Origin of the sequence: Marinobacter sp. UBA2498, from assembly GCF_002341575.1 — a bacterium.
Lineage (GTDB): Bacteria > Pseudomonadota > Gammaproteobacteria > Pseudomonadales > Oleiphilaceae > Marinobacter > Marinobacter manganoxydans.
Genome location: NZ_DDOI01000041.1, coordinates 10,707 through 31,040, shown reverse-complemented (window position 1 = coordinate 31,040; position 20,334 = coordinate 10,707). Strand labels below are relative to the sequence as shown.

Below are 20,334 nucleotides of genomic sequence, written 5' to 3'. Positions count from 1 at the left end.
ACCCGGTTGAAGGCCTGACCCTTCCCGGGTTTGACGAACTCATTCTCGAGAATGATGCAGGGGTCGCCATCCAGCAAAACCTTAAGACCGCCGCGAAATTCGTTGGTAGAATATGAAGCCATGAAATGTCCACCTGACAAAATGCTGTTTAGAATTCGAAGGGCGTTATGATACAGCGAACCCCCGCCCGTATAGAAGCCCACCTTTCCGACCACGAACAACGCAGCTGGCAGCAACTGCTGTCGGGCGCTGTTAAGTCGCCGAAGGAGCTGCTCCGCCGCCTGGAGTTGCCCGAGGAACCGTGGCTTGCAGGGGCAGAACAAGGCCACCGGCTTTTTCAGATCCGGGTACCTGAACCCTTCCTCAACCGGATGGAAAAGGGCAATCCGGCCGACCCTTTGCTTAGACAGGTGCTTCCGCTGGCGGACGAAGCCGGCCACGCGCCCGGTTTTGTCAGCGATCCTCTCGAAGAATCCGGCGCCATCGCCACCACCGGGCTCATCCGCAAGTACCGCAGCCGTGCCCTGCTCATGGTGACCGGACAGTGCGCGATCAACTGCCGGTACTGCTTCCGCAGGCACTTTCCCTACGACGAGCAACGCCTGAGCCCTCACGACCGGCAGCGGGTAATTGATACCCTTGGCGCCAGCCCGGAAATCAACGAAGTCATCTTCAGCGGCGGCGATCCCCTGGCCGTCAATGATCGCCTACTCAGTCAGTGGGCAAGCGCTATCAGCGGGATACCCCACATCCGCCGGCTGCGCCTGCATACCCGCTTGCCAGTTGTGATTCCCCAGAGGGTTTGCGACGAGTTACTGAAGTGGCTGTCGACGACTCCGCTCCAGGTAGTGATTGTCCTGCACATCAACCACCCGGCAGAGATCGACGGCCCCACTCGCCGTGCGCTCGGATACCTCCGGGCCGCAGGCGCAACGCTCCTGAACCAGAGCGTGATCCTCAGGGGTGTAAATGATCGAACGGCGGTGCTTGAAGAGTTGAGCGAGACCCTGTTTGATGCGGGCGTCCTGCCCTATTACCTGCATGCATTTGATCCAGTGACAGGCGCTCACCATTTCGACGTATCCGATGATGAGGCCCGAAATCTGGTGCGTGAGCTGCTGGCGCGCCTGCCCGGTTTTCTGGTGCCGAAGCTGGTGAGAGAAGAGCCTGGCAAGGAAAGCAAGACCCCGATCAACCTGTTCCCGTGACCGGTTTCGCAAAAAACGGCCCAAATTCACTTGTCAAAGATTGTCAACTCATGATCTTCTCGCTTTTTACGACTGGTTTGCTACTTTAAAGTCCAGTACCGTTAACGATAAAAACATGTATTTACGGCGTTTTCCTGACAGGCCGGCGGACACCCGGTAACCGCCAGCCAGGCAGGGCCAACCCCGGAATATCACCTGTGGTCCAGACATTGGCATGCATTCATGGAAGGTAAGACCCTGAAACCTGATCTCCGCGTTCCCGAACAGAAAACGGCCAGCCTGTCGTTCTGTGACACGACGCCCAAGGCGTTCCGGGTCTGGATAGACCAATTGCCGATGGCCAATATCGGCGAGGTGTCACGACAGCTTTACCACGCCATTATCGAACTGAATCACCTTTTCCTGGCGCCCCAGCAGCGCATGCAGTTCCTGGAATTGATTCGGGAAAAGATTCATTTTGTCTGTAATGAGCTCTCCCGCCACTACCTCGGTCTTGCCGTGGCGCTGCCCGAAAAACAAAGGAAGATCGCCAATCTGTCCCAGGCGCTCCAATTACATCTGGCCGGCGGCTACAAGCTGTGCGTTCTGGACTTTATCGACAACGGGGGACTGGACAAGAATCGGCGCCAGATTGCCACAGCCGCACACCGGGCCATTTCCGAGCTGTCGGCAACCATTCTGAGATCGCACCAGCTCTACTGCCCGAGCCCCGCCCAGAGCTGGCTGGAGTGCCACCGTCTATTCCGGTTTGCACACCGCAACAAGCTCTCAGTAGTACAGGTGGAGGACGACACACTTCAGCATCGCCGCACCAGCTCGGTCGCCGACAGCTACAAGCGTATCCTCCTGCTGGGCTGTGCGCGCCCGAATCAGCTGCGACAGGCTGAGCTTCTGCACGTCTATGAACTCTTCGAATCCTGGACGGACCATACCCGGTGCGGACCGGATGTTGAGGACGACAGCCTGTTTGTAATCAACATGGAACGGGACAACCCGCCGGTTTACCGCAGCCTTCTCGAACAGAAACCAGGTGACGACAGCTTCGGCTTTGATACCCGGGATCTCTCGGCGATGCTGTCGGAGACGCTCCATGCCCGTCGCGAGCACAAAGATACCGACCACGAACTTCAGGTGCCGGCAAAGGTAAGCGACACCCTGCTCACCCACCTCAGCCAAGCCCTCGGCATTCTCGCGAAGCGGAACTTCAACCGCATCGCGAGCCAGGGGTCCCTTGAAGTCTGCGCGGGCCTCACAGCCGCGCACTACTTCATTGCCGGCGAGAAAACCTTTACGGAATTCGTGAATGGCAACGACAACGGCCATCATGAAGAAGAAAACCTGTTCGTGCGGTCGTCGCGCCAGAAGCAGGACGCCTGGTCAGGCGCCCACGACGCCAGTCCCAGCGACGAACGGCTTCACGCCGACGACACGCCGATCAACTTCAAGGGTTCCTACGGCAACTCCCAGGCCCCGTCGACCGACCGGAACCGGCCAAAGTCACACCACTCTTTCCTGATCAACACCAGCCCCGGTGGCTACTGCGTTGCATGGGAAAGCAATGTGCCTCCGTCATTGCAGGCCGGCGAGGTTCTGGGCGTTCGTGAGCAAAGCTCACATCCCTGGAGCGTGGCGGTGGTGCGCTGGATTCGACAGATCAAGAACCAGGGCACCCAGGTGGGCATTGAGCTGCTCGCACCGAGCGCTTCACCCTGCGGTGTGCGCCTGATCCAGAAAGTGGGCAACAGCAGTGAATACCTGCGCGGCCTGCTGTTACCAGAAATCAGCGTGGTCAACCAGTCAGCCACACTGATCACGCCTCGCCTGCCATTCCAGTCGGGCAGCCGCATCTCCCTGCTCCATGATGGCCGGGAAGATCAGGGTCAGTTGTCTCGCAAGGTGTCCTCCACTGGCAGCATCAGCCAGTTCGAACTCAAGCTGCAGAACGCGGCAACGCTGAATGCTGGCGCACCGCCTGCATCATCCGGAGCCAGCGAGGACGAATTCGACTCGCTCTGGCCATCTCTATAAGGTCTCCAAACTGAGACACCGGAAGCCCGCAAAGGGTTGTTATTGATCGGCAACCCCTGCATCATTCAGCGTTAGTGAAAGCCGGCCCCGTGCTCTGAGTTCTACGACAGGTGTCGGCACAGCCAACNNAGTGAATGAACCGTGTATCACGAGATGCCCTTCGAATGCAGAAAAAGAACGCGACCGTACACCTGCTGATTCTGGATCCATCGCAAAACGATGCCGAATCGCTGGTCAGCCTGCTCCGCAACTCCGGCAAGGCTACCCGAGCCCACAGAATCACCTCGGAAGAAGATCTGGAAGAAACGCTCAAGGCTGGAAACTGGGATTTGCTTCTGGCCCGCGACCTGGAGCAGGAATTTTCGGCCGACGACGCCCTAGCCATGATCCGCCGGATGGACAAGGACATTCCGTTCATTCTCCTGACGGAAGAAGAAAGCCGGGAGCGCACCGTAGGCATGATGAAGGCAGGCGCCCAGGATACGGTGTCGTTCGAGCACACCGATCTTATTGTGCTGAAGGTCAATCGTGAGCTGGCAGCTCTTGACGAACGTCGCCGGCGCCGTGTTCTGGAGTCCCACCTGCGGGAAGCGGAACAGCGGTGCCAGTTGCTGCTGGAAAGCTCCAAGGATGCGATTGCCTACATCAATGATGGCATGCACATCTACGCCAACCAGTCGTACCTGGAGTTTCTCGGGCACGATGACATCGACGATCTAATCTGCGTTCCGGTGCTGGACACCCTCACCCCGGAAAGCCAGGAGAAGTACAAGGAATTCATGAAGTCGTTTGCCGAAAAGGGCGAAGACGGCATGACCATGAATTGTACGGCTCGACGCAGCGACGACCACGAACTGAACGTGACCATGTCGGTCTCGGCCGCCACCTACGACGGTGAGGAATGCACGCAGATCGTTCTGCAGCCAGAGCACAGCGATGCAGAGCTGGAAGAAAAGCTGCGCCAGATCAGCAGCCAGGATCTTTTGACTGGCCTCTACAACCGTCAGTACCTGATGGATGCACTCGCCGAAGCCATTGCCACTGCCGGCAAGAAGAATGAAACCGGTGCACTCGCCTACATCGCCCTCGATAACTTCATGAGCATGAAGGGCCAGGTGGGCATTTCCGGCGCCGACCTGCTGCTTGGCGACCTGGCAAACCTGCTCAAGGAGCAGGCCGGCGAAGACCTTGCCCTGGCCCGATTGAGCGATGATGCCTTCAGTCTGCTGAGCCAGCCCTGCGATGAATCTACTATGGCAGGACACGCCGAGCGCATCCGCAAGGCGGTTGAGGACCATCTGTTTGATATCAATGGCCGCACGGTACAGCTGACCGTGAGCATCGGTGTTGCCGCGATTACGGAGAATTCGCCGAAGGCCGAGGAACTCATGGCCAGGGCCCATACGGCATCGGCGGAAGTACGAAAGCTCGAAGGTCATGCAGAGGGCAACGGTGTGGTGGTCTACAACCCCGCCGACTTCGAGGCTCTGGATCAAAGCAATTCGGTGGAAGCGATTCAGAAAGCTCTGGAAGAAAACCGCTTCCGGCTGCTGTTCCAGCCGATAATCAACCTGCGTGGCGAAGGCGAGGAACATTACGAGGCCTTCGTGCGCATGCTCGACAAGGACGATGAGGAAGTCTCACCCTATGACTTCCTGCCGCCAACAGGTCCGAGCGACACCGCGATCAAGATTGACCGCTGGGTTATTCTGCAGACCATCAAACAGCTGTCCAGCCATCGCTCACGGGGCCACGATACCCGCCTGTTCCTCAATGTGACGGCCGAAACCCTGCAGGATAAAACCTTCACTCCCTGGCTGAGCGTTGCCCTGAAAGCCGCACGGCTGCCGGGCGATTCCCTGATTTTCCAGATCCGGGAAGGCGATGCCAACAACTACATGAAGCAGGCGAAAGACTTCACCAAGGCGGTGCACGAGCTTCACTGCAAGGTATCCATCTCCCAGTTCGGCTGCGCCCTCAATCCGTTCAACACCCTGAAACACATCGATACGGACTATGTGAAGATCGATGGTTCCTTCACGGAAGAAATCCAGAAGAGCGACGAGGCCAAAGAACAGGTCAAGGAAATGGTCAAGAGCCTGCAGTCCAGCGGCAAGCTCACCATCATCCCGCTTGTGGAGAATGCCGGCGTTCTCGCCACCCTGTGGCAGGCCGGCGTGAACTATATTCAGGGCTACTACCTGCAGGCACCAGTACCTGAAATGAACTACGACTTCGGCGACAACTGAGCCTGAACGGCTCAGAAGTCGGCGTTTTCCAGACTCTGATTGGTTTCGCTCTCACGGAAACCAATCAGGTACAGGATCGCATCCAGCCCCAGCGTCGAAATCGCGTGGCGCGCTGATTCCTTGACCAGGGGCTTGGCGCGGAAAGCCACCCCCAGGCCGGCCTGGCTCAGCATTGGAAGGTCATTGGCGCCATCACCGACGGCAATAACCTGTTCCCGGGAAATATGCTCTTTCTCGGCGATTTCCAAAAGCAGTTCTGCCTTTCGCTTGCCGTCGACAATCTGCCCGGAAACCTTGCCTGTGACCTTGCCATCCTCAATTTCGAGTTCATTGGCGTAGATGTAATCGATACCGAGTTTGCGCTGAAGGTGGCGCGCAAAGTAGGTGAAGCCGCCCGACAGGATTGCGGTGCGATATCCCAGCGCCTTGAGACTGAGGATCAGGTGCTCTGCACCCTCGGTCATCCGCAACCGCGAGGCGATTCCCTCGAGGACCGATTCATCCAGGCCTTTCAGAAGTGCCAGGCGCTCGGCAAAACTCTGGCTGAAATCCAGCTCGCCCTGCATGGCCCTTTCGGTAATCTCTGCCACCTGCTCCCCGACTCCGGCCTCCGCAGCCAGCTCGTCGATCACTTCGGCTTCGATCAACGTGGAATCCATGTCAAAGACCACCAGCCGGCGATTGCGGCGGAAGATGGAATCTTCCTGGAAGGCGATATCCACATTCATTTCGCCAGCGATATGCAGGAAATCCGCCCGAAGTTTCTCAAGATCTGATGGTGTGCCTCTTACCGAGAACTCGACACAGGCGATACGATTGTCTGCGGCATTCAGCGAGGGCCTGGCAGACAGGCGTGAGATGTTATCGATGTTCAGACCATGACGCGCCGTGATGGCGGAAACCCGGGCAATCTGCTCGGCTTTGATATCCCGGGCAAGCAGCGTCACGATGTAGCAGGCCCGGTTCCGGGCCGCGGCCCAGGATTGGTACTCCTCGACGGTGATCGGCGCAAACCTGACCTGCAGATCCAGAGCGTGTAGCCGGAACAGCAAGTCACGAATGACGGGCGAGGATTTGGATTCATCCGGAATCTCGATCAGAATGCCCCACGTCAGGTGGTCGTGGATGACCGCCTGTCCGATATCCAGAATGCGCACATCATAGCGCCCCATGATGCCGGTGATTTCCGACGTCAGGCCGGGCTTGTCACGCCCGGAGACATTAATCAGTACCAGTTCACTCACTGTCGGTACCCTCGCTGTCAGAGCCCGCCTCTTCCTGCGCTCGTGCGGCGGAAGGAATCACGTCAATGCCATCAACCCGTTGCAGACCCCTTGGCAGCTTGTGGCCGCGGCGCCCCCGCTCTCCGAGGTAGTGCTCGAGGTCCGCGAACTGCAACCCCATCTTGCGCTTGCCGGCCCGTATTTCCAGCTGGTCATCCTCGGCAAATACTGCTACTGCCACCACATATTCTTCACGGCTCTGAACCCTGGCCGAGGGAATGCTGATGATCTTGTTGCCTTTACCCTTGGCCAGTTCCGGCAATTCGCTAAGCGGGAACACCAGCATCCGTCCCTCGTTGGACACCGCCCCCAGATACAGCGTTTTCTCGGTCGTCGGTATGGTCAGTGGAGGCATGATCCTCGCGCCCTTGGGAACACTGACTACTGCCTTGCCATTGCGGTTCTTGCTGATCATGTCGTTCAGCGATGTAACAAACCCGTAGCCACCGTCGGTAACCAGCAACGCCTTACGGGACGGATCTCCCATCAACAGGCCTGAGAAGCTGGCACCGGAGGGCGGGTTGATGCGCCCCGTCAGCGGCTCACCCTGACCTCTGGCAGATGGAAAACTGTGAGCCATCAAGGAATAGGCGCGCCCGGTAGAATCCAGGAATATCGCCTGTTGGTTGTTCCGTCCCCGGGCCGCGAGGGAGAAACGGTCACCGGCTTTATAACTCAGACCTTCCGGCTCAATGTCATGCCCCTTGGCGGCGCGAACCCAGCCTTTTTCAGACAGCACAACCGTAACGGGGTCGTTCGAGATCAGGTCCACTTCACTGAATGCCTTGGCATCCTCACGCTCGACTATCGGTGAGCGGCGATCATCGCCAAAGGTCTGGGCATCCGCTTGCATCTCGCTCTTGATCAGTTCGCGCAGGCGATCCTCGGAACCCAGAATGGATTGGAGCTCATCCCGTTCAGCCGCAAGCTCATCCTGCTCGCCCCGGATTTTCATTTCCTCAAGCTTGGCCAGGTGGCGCAACTTGAGTTCGAGGATGGCTTCCGCCTGGTCCGGGGACAGACCGAACCTGGCCATCAATTCGGCCTTGGGCTTGTCTTCAGTGCGAATGATCTCGATCACCTCATCGATGTTGAGATAGGCGATCAACAGGCCTTCCAGAATGTGCAGGCGTGCAAGCACCTTGTCCAGGCGGTGCTGGAGACGGCGGATGACAGTGGTGCGCCGGAAGGTCAGCCACTCGGTAAGGATCTGGTGCAATCCCTTCACGCCCGGTCTGCCATCGTTGCCGATCACATTGATGTTGACCCGATAGGTTTTCTCCAGATCGGTGCTGGCAAACAGGTGCGCCATCAAACCATCCAGATCAACCCGGTTGGATCGGGGCACGATCACCAGGCGGGTCGGGTTTTCATGATCGGATTCGTCACGAAGGTCCGCCACCATCGGTAGCTTCTTGGTCTGCATCTGATGGGCAATCTGCTCCAGAACCCGGTTGCCAGAGACCTGGTGCGGCAGATCCGTAACCACGATCTCACCACTCTCGCGGATCCAGCGGGCCCGCATCCGCAGCGACCCGCGGCCGGTTTCGTACATCTGCCGGATGTCTTTCCGGGGGGTGATGATTTCTGCCTCAGTCGGAAAATCCGGGCCCTTGATGTGCTCGCAGAGTTCATCAACCGTCGACTCCGGCTGATCCAGCAAGCGTATGCAGGCTGCGGTGACTTCCCGAACGTTATGCGGCGGGATATCCGTGGCCATACCAACGGCGATACCGGTGGTGCCATTAAGCAGAACATGGGGCAACCGGGCCGGAAGCACTGACGGCTCATCCATGGTGCCATCAAAGTTGGGCACCCAGTCCACCGTTCCCTGCCCCAGCTCTCCCAGTAGAACTTCCGCAAACGGCGCCAGGCGAGATTCGGTATAGCGCATGGCAGCAAAGGACTTGGGATCGTCCGGAGAGCCCCAGTTACCCTGCCCGTCTACAAGAGGGTAGCGGTAGGAAAAAGGCTGAGCCATGAGCACCATGGCCTCATAACAGGCGCTGTCGCCATGGGGATGGAATTTACCCAGCACATCACCCACGGTACGAGCAGACTTCTTGTACTTCGAGGTAGATTTGAGCCCCAACTCGGACATGGCATAGACGATTCGCCGCTGAACCGGTTTCAGGCCATCGCCGACATTCGGAAGTGCCCGGTCGAGAATGACGTACATGGAATAATCGAGATAGGCCTTTTCCGTGTAATCCCGGAGCGAAACCCGCTCGAAGCCTTCATCCGTTGTCTGAAACTCTGGCATGGATGCCTCTTTGATTGCCTGTATTGCCTGATTTGAATACCGTCGGTGATGCTACGCCCTGGCCCCGGAATAATCACCGGTTAGCAGGAGCGCACATTATATGGAGCAAGGCGCCGATACACCAACAACCTGCGGATTTATTGGCCAAAACTGCCGGGGTGTCGCACAGACGTCTGATTCCAATAGCGGAATTCCCGCATGGAGAGTCCGTAAGGTGAGCCGTATGCTCCGTCGAAGTGAATAGAAGACCGTTTTACTTCTCTGACAAGCGGAACACTATGAAACCCAACATCAAAGCCTGCGGGCAAGCCATGGTGACAGCCATGGTAAATGCGGTTCTGGCGGTGGCACTGATGCTCCTCGTGGAGTTTGCAATCAGCGGCAGCTTCCAGATTCCCGAGCCCTACCTTTGGGCGGGTTTGCTGATCTGGCTGGTCATCTTCGCGGGACAATTCTGGCGCCAAAGGCACCTGTGCAAATCTTGTGAAACAGACAGGTCATCGTCAGATCATCCACAGAGCGAATCCACGCTCTGAACCAGCCAGAATGCGGCATTTGTATTCACGGACAATCATGATGCATCGTAGAGGGGAATCCTGAAGTGAGGTTCCGGGCCTGCGCCCGGAACCCCCTCTGACAGGGTCAGCCAGTTTTACTGCCGGATACCCTCGACAGAAATGATGATCTCGACGGTCTCGGAGGTCTTTCCGAGATCCATCGGGATGCCGAAGTCCTTGAGGCGAAGCTCGGTTTCAGCTTCAAAACCCATGCGATAGCCACCCCACGGGTCTTCCCCGTGGCCCAGCATTTCCGCGTCAAGGGTCACTTCTTTGGTCACACCACGGAGGGTCAGGTCGCCGATGATGTCGGCCTCGCCTTCTTCATCCAGAACAACGCGCTTGCTCTTGAAGGAAGCCTCAGGAAACTCGTCGACGTACAGGAAGTCTTCACTTCGTAGATGCTTGTCCCGCTCGGCGTGATTGGAATCCACGCTCGCGGTATCAATGGTGACGTTAACGGTGCTGTTTTCCGGGTTCTCGGCGTCGTACACGAATTCGCCGTCGAAGTCGTTGAATCGGCCGTAAAGCCAGCTGTAGCCAAGATGAGAAATCTTGAAGGTTATGAACTGATGGGCTCCCTTTTTATCAAACGCATAGGTGCCGCTGTGTTCGTTAGCATTGACTGCACCTACAAGCGCCATCGACACGGCCGAGGCAAGCAGAACTTTTTTCATGGTTATCTCCCTTGTTGCATTGGTGCCCGACTTCCGGGCGTTAAACGATAAAAAACGGCCGGCCAGTCACTTCCCTAGCATACGCCGTAACGTGCGGTCGCGATCAAGCAGATGATGTTTGAAGGCGCCAGCCGCGTGAATGGCAGCAAGACCGACAATGGCCCAGGTGGACCAATAGTGAACTGTTCCGGCGATGTCCTCCATTCCCTTTATCTGGCCAGTGACCGATGGCACTTCAAACCAGCCGAACACGCTGATCGAAGACCCGTCGGCGGTCGATATCAGGTAGCCGCTGACCATGGCGACGAAAATCAGCACGTATAGGAGAAGGTGGGCTGCATGGGCGCTTCGAATCTCCCAGCTCTTGTGCCCATCCAGCGGATCCGGCGAAACATTCACCGCTCTCCAGACCACCCGGAAAAGCATCAATAAAAACAGCAGTATGCCAACGCTGCGATGAATATCCGGACCGCGGCGATACCAGTCGTCGTAATAGGACAAATCCACCATCCAGAAGCCGAGCCCGAACAGGCCGAAAACAGCCAGAGCAACGACCCAGTGATTCACGATGGTTACAAGACCGTAGTCGGCTGAGGTATTCCTGATTTGCATGATGAAAATTCACCCTGTTCCCTGGTTACATCGTTGAAGCCAAGTCTAGAAACTTGGTTGTGCGAAAAAAATCAAAATCTTTTGCAGCGGTACATCAGAAATTCTGACTATTCGCCCGGGCTTTTGCCTTTGGTCGCATAGGGGTTTTACGGATTGTTCAAAATTATAGTAACGATAAGATTGGCCCATACTTGATTGCCCCGTCTGGGGCCTCATTGACCGAGAGGACAGGACATGGAACTCGAATTCGACGAAAGCGTGGTTGTACCCAGCAATAACTGATTTTCTGGCGGTCCGTCCGGACCGCTGGGCTCCCCTCTCTTCTTTCCCCTTGCAGACCCTCAAAGATACAAACCGTTTCCAGTTTCTAAATGAAACAGTGGTAATAAACGCGGTTTTTTGGCAATCTTCCTTCCAACTATCAGTAACTTCCCGATTTTTCAGGCGAAACCTGTACTGATAAAAGACAGTTCAGACGCCAGACTGGGGCGACTGATGCGTTCGTTAAATCAACCAGAATCATCTATGTCGAGACGCCTCCCTGAAAAGCTGACAGCTCCGGAAGTGGACCTGTTGTCTCCTATGCTGAACAGGGACGGTGACACATGGACCGCAGATTTTCGCGGACTGACGTTGAAAACAGCGCTCCAGCCGATCTACAGCATTTCACACAAACGTATCGTCGGCTATGAGGCCCTGATCCGGGCCTTTGATACGGATAACTCCGCGGTACTGCCGCTGCACCTGTTCCAGCTACCGGCTTCCGAGGCGGAGAACCTTCTCCTTGACCGCCTGTGCCGCTATCTGCACATACGCAATTACAGCGGCATCCGCGATCAGCTGAACTGGCTGTTCCTCAACGTTTCGCCCCAGGTGGTAACCAGCGGCAGCCAGGCCGATTCGTTCTTCGGACAGCTTCTGGCCAAAACCGGCCTACCTCCACACCGGATTGTTATGGAAATTGTTGAGCAACCCACAGACGACGCCGAAAGGCTTCGGGAAACGGTTGCCTATTACAAGAAACTGGGCTGTCTGACGGCCATTGATGATTTCGGTGCCGGCCACTCCAATTTCGAGCGGATCTGGAACCTGTCACCCGACATCGTGAAACTGGATCGACAACTGCTTACCCGTGCGACAGATGATCACAAGGCTCGCCAGATTCTGAACGGCATCGTGTCACTGCTGCACCAGTCCGGCTGCCTGGTTCTTCTGGAAGGCGTGGAAACCCGTGATCAGGCAATGATTGCGATCGATGCGGGCGTGGATTTCGTTCAGGGCTTCTATTTCCGCAGACCGAGCACAGACCTCGACCAACTGACCCACTCACCCGCCGATTTCGATCATCTGTTGCAGGAATACAAAACCCGCAACCAGGTTACCCTGGATCCGACCCGGCAACTGGTGGACTTTTTCAGTGGCTTCTTCGACCACGCAATCACGAAGCTTCGCAGCGGGATGAGCATGCAGCAATCCTGTCTGGAATTGTTGAACCACCCAGCCGTTTCCCGCTGCTACCTGGTCGACGACAAGGGCGTTCAGATGGACGACACCCTGGTTTCCGATGCGGGCACACGCAGTATGGACCCGCGTTTCAAACCCCTGGAGAGCACCAGCAGCGCCGACTGGTTTCGCCAGCAGTTCCTTCGCCAGGCGCTGGCTCAACCGGAAAGCCTGCACGTAACCGCCCCCTACCTTTGCGTCACCGGAGCCTATATGTGCGTGACCCTGTCACTGGGGTACTACCAGGACGGCAAGCTTCAGGTGCTGTGCTGCGACATTCTCGCCAACCCGACCGAACAGCGCTCATAGACCGGGAGTGATGTCGTAGACCACGGCAATAACCACAACGGTAACGGCACCAACAAACACGTTCATGGGTAAACCGACCCGCACGAAATCACTGAACCGGTAACCACCAGGCCCGAATACCATCATGTTGGTCTGGTACCCCAGCGGCGTGGCAAAACTGGCGGACGCGGCCATCATCACCGCAATCACAAACGGCTCGGCGGCCACGCCCATACTGTTCGTCATCGACAGAACGATGGGAATGACCAGGACCGCCGCCGCATTGTTGGTAATAACCTCGGTCAGGACCGACACCACGAGATAAACCAGCAGGATCGTTAACAGTACGTCGCCCTGACTGAATTCAAGGATGCCTGCAGCCACAAAGCCTGCCGCGCCGGTCTGTTCCAGAGCCGCGCCCATGGCAAAGGAGGCCGCAATGGTAAGGATCACCGGCACATCCACGGACTTCTGGGCCTGGCCCACCGAGCAGCAGCCAGTCAGAATCATTCCTGCGGCGCCCAGCAGGGCCGCGTTAAGCATGCTCAGGGTGCCACAGGCAGCGAGACCCACCAGCACCAACAGGATTCCCCAGGACAGCCACGCCCGGTCATGCCGGGGTGTCTCGGTTTCCAGGTCATTAATAAGCAGAAAGTCCTTGTTATAGCGCTGTCGGCTGACAAACGCGGGGCGGGCCTCGAGAAGCAGCACATCGCCAGGTTTGAGGCGGATATTCCCAAGGTTGCCGGAAACACGCTCCCCACCCCTGGCAACGGCCAGCACAACCGCACCGTAACGGTCCCGGAACCGGGCGTCGCGAATGGTCAGCCCCAACACATCGGACTGGGGCGACAATGCCGCTTCAACCAGACGCCGTTCCGCCCGATCCTTGCTCAAGCTCGGCTCGTCTTCATGGACTGACGGGACGATACCGTTTATCCGCAGGAGGTCGGAAATGGCCTGGGTATCACCGGCAAACACCAGACGATCGCCACCCCTGAGTCGCTCCTCCGAGGGCACCGCCGTAACCACGCTGCCATCGCGTTCGATCTCAACCAGATACAATCGCTCAAGCTCCCGGAGCCCGGCTTCACCAACAGTCTTGCCGACCAGCGGCCCGTCAAACGACACCGCGACCTCCAGGGTAAACTCCCTCATGGAGCCAAATTTCTGCTGATCCTTACGATCCGGAAGCACACGGGGCATAACAAGCAGCAAAGCGGCCACGCCGATCACCGCCACCGGCAGCCCGACCGCCGTGATCGAGAAAATGGAGAAGCCCTCTTCGCCGGTTAGCTGCTGGTACTGGCCGTTGACGACCAGATTCGTGCTGGTGCCGATCAGTGTCAGGGTACCCCCGAGAATGGCGGAGTAGCTCAGGGGAATCATCAATTTGGACGGTGAGATACCGATCTTGCGGGACCACGCATGCACCGCCGGGATCATGGTGGCGACAACCGGGGTGTTGTTGAGAAAACCACTGAGAAGGGATACCGGGAGGGCAATCCGTGCCTGGGCAGAACGAACGGTCTTGGGATTGCGAAGCAGGTGGTGCACCAGCAGATCGACACCGCCGGAATGATGAATGCCCGCAGCCACCACAAACATGGCAACCACGGTGATCAGACCACTGTTGCTGAACCCGGCGAGCGCCTGGTCCGCGGACACAATCCCGCTGGCACTGAGCACCACGAGCACACCCATCATCACCAGATGGGGCGCAAATCGCCCTGCACTCATCAGTATCAACGCGGTGCCTGCGAGGCCCAGCGCAAACCAGCCCTGCCAGTCCATCAACGGTTCTTCCCGATCAGAAAACTGGCAGGATAACGACTTTGCAGAAGACAGAGAAAGAATAAAGGATGCTTTTTATAGCATCTTATAGAATATTAAACTTCGATGTCCGCCATGTTGCCGTAGGTCTCGAGCCACGCCCTTCGATCGGTTGCGCGCTTCTTGCCCAGCAACATGTCCATCCGGCTATCGGTATCATCCCCGTCTTCGATGGTCAGCATGACCAGGCGACGGGTGTCCGGGGCCATGGTGGTCTCACGCAGCTGAAGCGGGTTCATCTCACCCAGACCCTTGAAGCGGGTCACCGAAATCTTGCCCTTGCGCTTCTCCGCGGCAATACGGTCGATAATGCCCTGCTTTTCATGTTCATCCAGGGCGTAGAAGGTTTCCTTGCCCAGATCTACCCGATACAGCGGCGGCATGGCAACGAACACATGGCCGGCGGCAACCACAGGGCGGAAGTGTTTGACGAACAACGCGCACAGCAGCGTGGCAATGTGAAGGCCATCCGAGTCCGCATCAGCAAGGATGCAGATCTTGTTGTACCGAAGGCCATCCAGCTGGTCAGAACCGGGATCTACACCAATCGCAACGGCAATATCGTGAACTTCCTGGGACGCCAGGATCTCGCCCGAATCAACCTCCCAGGTATTGAGGATTTTCCCCCGAAGCGGCATCACCGCCTGGAACTCCCGGTCCCGGGCCTGCTTGGCGGAACCGCCTGCAGAATCACCTTCTACCAGGAACAGCTCGGACCGGGCGGTATCCCCACCGGAACAGTCCGCCAGCTTACCCGGGAGTGCGGGGCCCGAGGTGACTTTCTTGCGGGCCACCTTTTTGCTGGCTCGCAGCCGACGCTGGGCATTGCTGATGAAGAGCTCAGCTAGTGCTTCTGCCACATCGGTGTGCTGGTTGAGCCAAAGGCTGAAGGCATCCTTGACCACGCCGGAGATGAAGGCCGCGGCCTCACGGGAAGACAGACGCTCTTTGGTCTGCCCTGAGAACTGGGGCTCCTGCATCTTGAAGGACAGGACATAGGCTGCCCGTTCCCAGATATCTTCCGGAGAGAGCTTCACGCCACGGGGTAGCAGGTTGCGGAACTCGCAGAACTCGCGCATGGCTTCAAGCAGGCCGGTACGCAGCCCGTTCACATGGGTGCCGCCCTGGGCCGTGGGAATCAGGTTTACGTAGCTTTCCATGATCGCTTCGCCGCCCTCGGGCAGCCACTGGATGGCCCAGTCCACCGCTTCCTTGTTTCCGGAAAAGCTGCCGGTAAACGGCTCAAGCGGCACAACCTCGATATCGGCCAGGGCCGTGCGCAGGTAGTCCCGCAACCCGTCCTCGTAAAACCATTCGTCTTTTTCGCCGGTTTTTTCCTGGAGGAAGGTAACCGTGAGGCCCGGACACAGAACCGCCTTTGCCCTCAGGTTATGGCGCAGCCGGCTAACAGAAAAATTGGGGCTGTCGAAATAGGTTACGTCGGGCTTGAACTTCAGACGGGTACCTGTGTTGCGCTTGCCCACGGTATCGATCACTTCAAGCTCGGACGCTTTGTCGCCATTGGCGAACGTCATCCGGTGCAATTGGCCATCGCGCTTGATGGTTACTTCCAGATGGGTGGACAGTGCGTTGACTACGGATACACCGACACCGTGGAGACCACCGGAAAAGTTGTAGTTGCCCTGAGAGAATTTGCCGCCGGCGTGCAGGCGGGTAAGGATCAGTTCAACGCCAGGCAGGCCTTCCTCTTTGTGCAAATCCACGGGCATGCCGCGGCCGTCATCTTCAACGCTCAGCGAGCCATCGCTGTACAACACCACGTCGATGCGTTTGGCGTGCCCTGCCAGCGCCTCATCCACACTGTTGTCGATAACTTCCTGCGCCAGGTGATTGGGCCGACTGGTGTCTGTATACATCCCCGGCCGCTTGCGCACCGGGTCCAGGCCGCTCAGTACTTCAATAGCATCGGCGTTATATTGTTGCTGGCTCATGGGCAGGAACTGACTCCGCGATTGATATGAAAAGCTGAGCCATAGCTTAGGGATTCGTGAGGAAAGATCAACGGTTGTTTTGTCTGTCCAGCGACCACTTTCACTTCCCGACGATTTTTATCAGAGGTCGATCGGAAAGCCCCGTTACTTCAAGTCTTTGCCATTTGTCTTTGGAAACCGCCAGCACTGCACAGGGTGTGGTAATAACCTGTGCAACCATCGCATCGGGCTCAGGCGTGATAACCGCCATGTCCAGAAGAAGCGTATCACCAGTTGCATTGGCGTCCCGCAGCCCAACACTGAAACCGGCCGTTGGCTGTTGGCCGAGAGTCACAAACACCAACTGTTCCCGATCGAAGCTGACGCTTCTGATCGCCGCTGTGGTCAGGTTCTGTCCGGACACGCCCAGGAATCTGTCGAGTTCATCGGACGATTTCACATAAGCCACACCCGGCCCGCTCAAACCACAATAAGGCGACTGGGTAATTTGGCGAGCCAATGGTGCCGGGGAGGCATTCCTTGCGGGAGATGTGCAAGCCGTCAGAATCAGAACCAGAAAAGCCGTTATCAACCCCGAATTCGATAAGCTCATCGCGTCGTTTTCCTCGTGTATTCGAGAGACTCTCTGCGCTCACCGGCTTCCAGCAGGCGATAACCGGAAAAGTCTGGTCGAGGCAGGATATCTGGAGTTGACGCTGAGATCGTCGGTCGCGAAAAGCTGGTGGTCATGATTACTTCCTCCAGCGACTGCCCTTCTTCAATGGTGATGATCTCTCGAAGCCCGGCTATCGGGTATTCCGCACAGGCCTCGCCTGGCTGGCAAATGATCCCGTCTCCATCGATATCGGTGCCCGCAACGAGGTAATAGGAGCCTGGTGAAACCTCGCTCAACCGTTTCGGTGCCACGCCATCATCCGACTCGAACCGGAACGTGTAATGCCCATTTTCCGGCTCAACCGCCAGTTGTGCCTCCGCCTCATAAAATCCGTCTACCGGGGTAGTGTTCACGAGGAGCACGAAATGGACCCCGGCAGTCCTCGCAAATTCATCTGAAAGTACTTGGGCTACTACGGGAATATCCAGAGACCGAAGCTCACTGCCAGCCTGGTAGTCAACACGTATCACATCGCGATAAGCCACGTTTTCTTCAATTGCCGAGTCAACCAGCGCAACATTCAGAGCGATTGTACTGTCGATGTCGCTGCGGATTACCGTAAACCAGGGAGGCGTATCCGAAATGCTGACGTTGCTGATGGCTCCGTTACCGATCTGATTCAGACGGACAATCTGTTCGCTCCCCGTTTCAGACCCCAGAATAACCTGGGATGGGGAGGGTGAAAGAATAGTGATATCACCACTCAGATTCGCCTGCAGCGCCCCGGAGGCATCAAGAATGCCAAAGCCAAGCTGGTCCGACCGGCTACCAGAGAAGTCGGTTAGCCCGCCGGACTCAAGCAGCGCTCTTAACCCCTCATAGTTCAACGAGCTATCCTGCGTCTTCAGCAAAGCAAGAACTCCCGAGACATGAGGTGCCGCCATGGAGGTGCCCTGGAGCCCGGTATAGCTGGCCTCAAAACCATTGGCACCTGCAACCGCACTGGTACTCCAGACTACATCTGCCCGCCCGTCGTTGTTGCCATCACGGCTGGCATCGCCGCCCGGTCCGGCAAGATCGATCCAGCTGCCAAAATTCGAATACGATGCCAATTGCCCCCCCGCATCCACCGAGCTGACCGCAAGCACATTGGGCGACGCGGCCGGGTATGAGGGTGAAGAAGTGGCCGAGTTGCCCGCGGCACCGACAAAAAGCATATCTCGTTCATTGACGCCGAATTCGATGGCTGCCTCCAACTGGGGAATTTCAGGCAAACCACCGAGGCTAAGATTTACCACCTGAGCTCTCGCGGCAACACCGTCAGTCTCCCCGGTGACCCACCGAATAGCATCAATCAGATCGTCCGAAGACCCGGTTCCGCCCTCGCCAAGCACCCTGACCGGCAGAATACGTCCTCCGAAAGCGACACCGCCGATGCCCTGGCCATTGAGCACAGCACCAATGGTGCCGGCCACGTGGGTGCCATGAAAGACACTGGCAGCAACGCTACTGCCCGGATCCTGGGGAAAATCATCACCGTCCACGAAATCACGGCCCGGGAGCACATTGTCTTCCAAGTCCGGATGCCAGCTTCGGCTCGCCGGATCAGGGCTAAAGAGCCCGCTATCCAGGACCGCCACCGAAACCCCGGCACCTCCGTCCGGTGCCAATTGCCAGGCTTCAGGACCGTTTATGAGATCGTAGTGCCATTGAAGACCATACAATTCCTCGCCCACTGGTGTGTTGGCGCTTGAAAACAGGTAATTGGGCGATACAGATGCGACATCGGTTCGCTTGCGTAACCCTCTGATCCAATCGAGGGTTTCTGTTTTCGTAGCCTCGGTACTGGCAGCCGCAGCTTTCAAAGGCATTTTGATCAGCCAGTCCTCGTTACCCAGATGCCGCCCTGGAGTGGCCGACTGACCGGATAGCCCCGGAGAGCCTGCGCTGTTCATTCTGACAATAGCTTCTCCAGACATGAACTCATGGGCCGGCCAATCGAGGCTGAACGAGCCAAGCTGTCCAGTTGACGCTTTCACCAGAACATAACGTGCTGGAAAACTGCCGGTGGCCTCGACTTCCAGCAGGTAATCGTCTTCGGAAAAGCCATCGCCAAGTGTGACTTCGGCGGGATCTGACTCTCGGTCCGTTGTCGCCGAGGGCGGCATCCCGGATCCATCAAACAATGTGAGCGTGAGTTGGGGATTGCCCGCGCGGCTACCAAGACTGACCAATCGGACGACTTCACCGGGCGCAAGAGGCACTAAAAACTGATCAGAAGCGTCTGCGCTGTAACTGAAGATTTGCCCGCTAATGGCCTCGTAACGGCCCGAATCACCACTGACATAGCCAGCAAGAACAAAGTTCAGTGGCAGAGACTGTGGACTGGTTGCCGGTTGCGCGCCCGACAAACCCAGCTCATCCATGGTGTCCTGATCTATTCGGCTACCGGCCTCAATATTTATTTGGCCCGCGAGCGGGCTGCCCGGTGCTACCGGGAAGGGGTCAGAGCTGGCTTCACCGCCCCCACCTCCGCAGCCGGTCAAAAAGGCTATGCCGGCGGTCAACAGAAGGTGTCTGCAGCGATTTTGAATAATCATTTGAATAGGAACCACCCAAAATTCAGGACAAGTGAGAATAGCTTATAGTCACTTGCCGGCTGTGTCAGTTTCTGTTCAAACTACGTTTCCTCTTGTATTCCAGATGCAAAAAAGCCGCCCGAAGTTTCCCTCAGGCGGCCCTCTTTATCGCACTTCAACATTACAACGCGTAGAACAGCATCGGCACAAAGGCCACGAACAACAGTGTGGGCCCCATCACGGCCAGAGGCAGCAGCAGCCGCTCATAGCGATGCCAGAAGGAACCGGTGCGCTCTGCCGCCAGCACTTCGGTCTCGCCCACCACCTGGCGGGTTAGCAGGTGGTTCAGCGCCACTGGCGGGCTCAGGTAACCGAGCTCAAATGCCACCAGACACACAATCCAGAAGTGCAGCGGATCAATACCCAGCTGGATCGCCGGCTGGGCAATGGTCGCCGACACCAGGATTACCGCGCCGAACGGGTCCATGACCATGCCTATAACTGTGAGCATCACGACGATCACCAGCATGGCGATCCAGGGACTGGTTAAATCCTCCGGAAAGAGCGAATGAACAATATCCGAGCGCTCGAGGATACCCCCCAGACAAATGGAAAACCCGATCAGCGCAAGCAGTGCTCCAATATGAACCGCTGAATCGCTGGCCGCGGCGGAGCTACGGCTCCAGAATACCTGAGAGAGGGTCTGG

At 57.3% G+C, this 20,334-nt stretch carries 14 protein-coding genes and 1 pseudogene; 5 read left to right on the top strand and 10 right to left on the bottom strand.

All coding sequences use genetic code 11. The features are described 5' to 3' along the window. A pseudogene (locus B2W52_RS04530) lies at positions 1-122 on the bottom strand (elongation factor P); the annotation flags it as partial. A gap of 45 nt (positions 123-167) precedes the next feature. Between B2W52_RS04530 and epmB the strand changes: the two are divergent. From epmB to B2W52_RS04515, 3 genes are all read left to right on the top strand, one after another. Then, positions 168-1,208 carry an EF-P beta-lysylation protein EpmB gene (gene epmB / locus B2W52_RS04525; protein ID WP_008174110.1) on the top strand — a complete coding sequence of 347 codons (1,041 nt, stop codon included), beginning with the start codon at positions 168-170 and terminating at the stop codon, positions 1,206-1,208. A 222-nt stretch (positions 1,209-1,430) separates the two neighbouring features. Beyond that, positions 1,431-3,236: a GTPase gene (locus B2W52_RS04520; protein WP_286801583.1), complete on the top strand. Its 1,806-nt coding sequence runs from the start codon at positions 1,431-1,433 to the stop codon at positions 3,234-3,236. 164 nt (positions 3,237-3,400) lie between these two features. Next, on the top strand, positions 3,401-5,485 hold the full coding sequence (locus B2W52_RS04515; RefSeq protein ID WP_273070375.1) for an EAL domain-containing response regulator: 2,085 nt from the start codon (positions 3,401-3,403) through the stop codon (positions 5,483-5,485). A gap of 11 nt (positions 5,486-5,496) precedes the next feature. Here B2W52_RS04515 and serB read toward each other — a convergent pair whose 3' ends face one another. Both serB and parC read right to left on the bottom strand, forming a co-directional pair. Then, complete coding sequence (gene serB / locus B2W52_RS04510) at positions 5,497-6,729, bottom strand: phosphoserine phosphatase SerB (protein WP_008174104.1); 1,233 nt, start codon at positions 6,727-6,729, stop codon at positions 5,497-5,499. Then, positions 6,722-9,031: a DNA topoisomerase IV subunit A gene (gene parC, locus B2W52_RS04505; RefSeq protein ID WP_104269900.1), complete on the bottom strand. Its 2,310-nt coding sequence runs from the start codon at positions 9,029-9,031 to the stop codon at positions 6,722-6,724. The genes serB and parC overlap by 8 nt, the downstream gene beginning before the upstream one ends. 278 nt (positions 9,032-9,309) lie before the next feature. On the opposite strand from parC, the gene B2W52_RS04500 reads away from it, so the two are divergent. Then, positions 9,310-9,567, top strand: a complete 258-nt coding sequence (locus B2W52_RS04500) for a hypothetical protein (protein ID WP_053112721.1) — start codon at positions 9,310-9,312, stop codon at positions 9,565-9,567. Positions 9,568-9,683: 116 nt separating this feature from the next. Here the strand turns inward: B2W52_RS04500 and B2W52_RS04495 are convergent, their stop codons facing one another. Beyond that, positions 9,684-10,265: a YceI family protein gene (locus B2W52_RS04495; RefSeq protein ID WP_104269899.1), complete on the bottom strand. Its 582-nt coding sequence runs from the start codon at positions 10,263-10,265 to the stop codon at positions 9,684-9,686. A 66-nt stretch (positions 10,266-10,331) separates the two neighbouring features. Then, complete coding sequence (locus B2W52_RS04490; RefSeq protein ID WP_104269898.1) at positions 10,332-10,877, bottom strand: cytochrome b; 546 nt, start codon at positions 10,875-10,877, stop codon at positions 10,332-10,334. Between the two features lie 525 nt (positions 10,878-11,402). Here B2W52_RS04490 and B2W52_RS04485 point away from each other — a divergent pair. Beyond that, positions 11,403-12,689 (top strand): EAL domain-containing protein, encoded by a 1,287-nt coding sequence (locus B2W52_RS04485; RefSeq protein ID WP_039882022.1) that lies wholly within the window; start codon positions 11,403-11,405, stop codon positions 12,687-12,689. Here B2W52_RS04485 and B2W52_RS04480 read toward each other — a convergent pair. The 5 genes from B2W52_RS04480 to B2W52_RS04460 all read right to left on the bottom strand — a co-directional run. After that, positions 12,684-14,462, bottom strand: a complete 1,779-nt coding sequence (locus B2W52_RS04480) for an SLC13 family permease (protein WP_008174090.1) — start codon at positions 14,460-14,462, stop codon at positions 12,684-12,686. The two genes, B2W52_RS04485 and B2W52_RS04480, sit on opposite strands and share 6 nt — an antisense overlap. Positions 14,463-14,557: 95 nt before the next feature. Beyond that, entirely contained in the window at positions 14,558-16,453 is a 1,896-nt protein-coding gene (parE, locus tag B2W52_RS04475; protein WP_273070373.1) for a DNA topoisomerase IV subunit B, read from the bottom strand. A 100-nt stretch (positions 16,454-16,553) separates the two neighbouring features. Next, on the bottom strand, positions 16,554-16,892 hold the full coding sequence (locus B2W52_RS04470; RefSeq protein ID WP_008174084.1) for a protease complex subunit PrcB family protein: 339 nt from the start codon (positions 16,890-16,892) through the stop codon (positions 16,554-16,556). Between the two features lie 149 nt (positions 16,893-17,041). Next, positions 17,042-19,474, bottom strand: coding sequence for a S8 family serine peptidase (locus B2W52_RS04465; protein ID WP_227497833.1), 2,433 nt, complete (start codon positions 19,472-19,474; stop codon positions 17,042-17,044). Positions 19,475-19,808: 334 nt separating this feature from the next. Beyond that, on the bottom strand, positions 19,809-20,334 hold a 526-nt coding region (locus tag B2W52_RS04460), incomplete at its 5' end, for a TRAP transporter large permease subunit (RefSeq protein WP_286801572.1).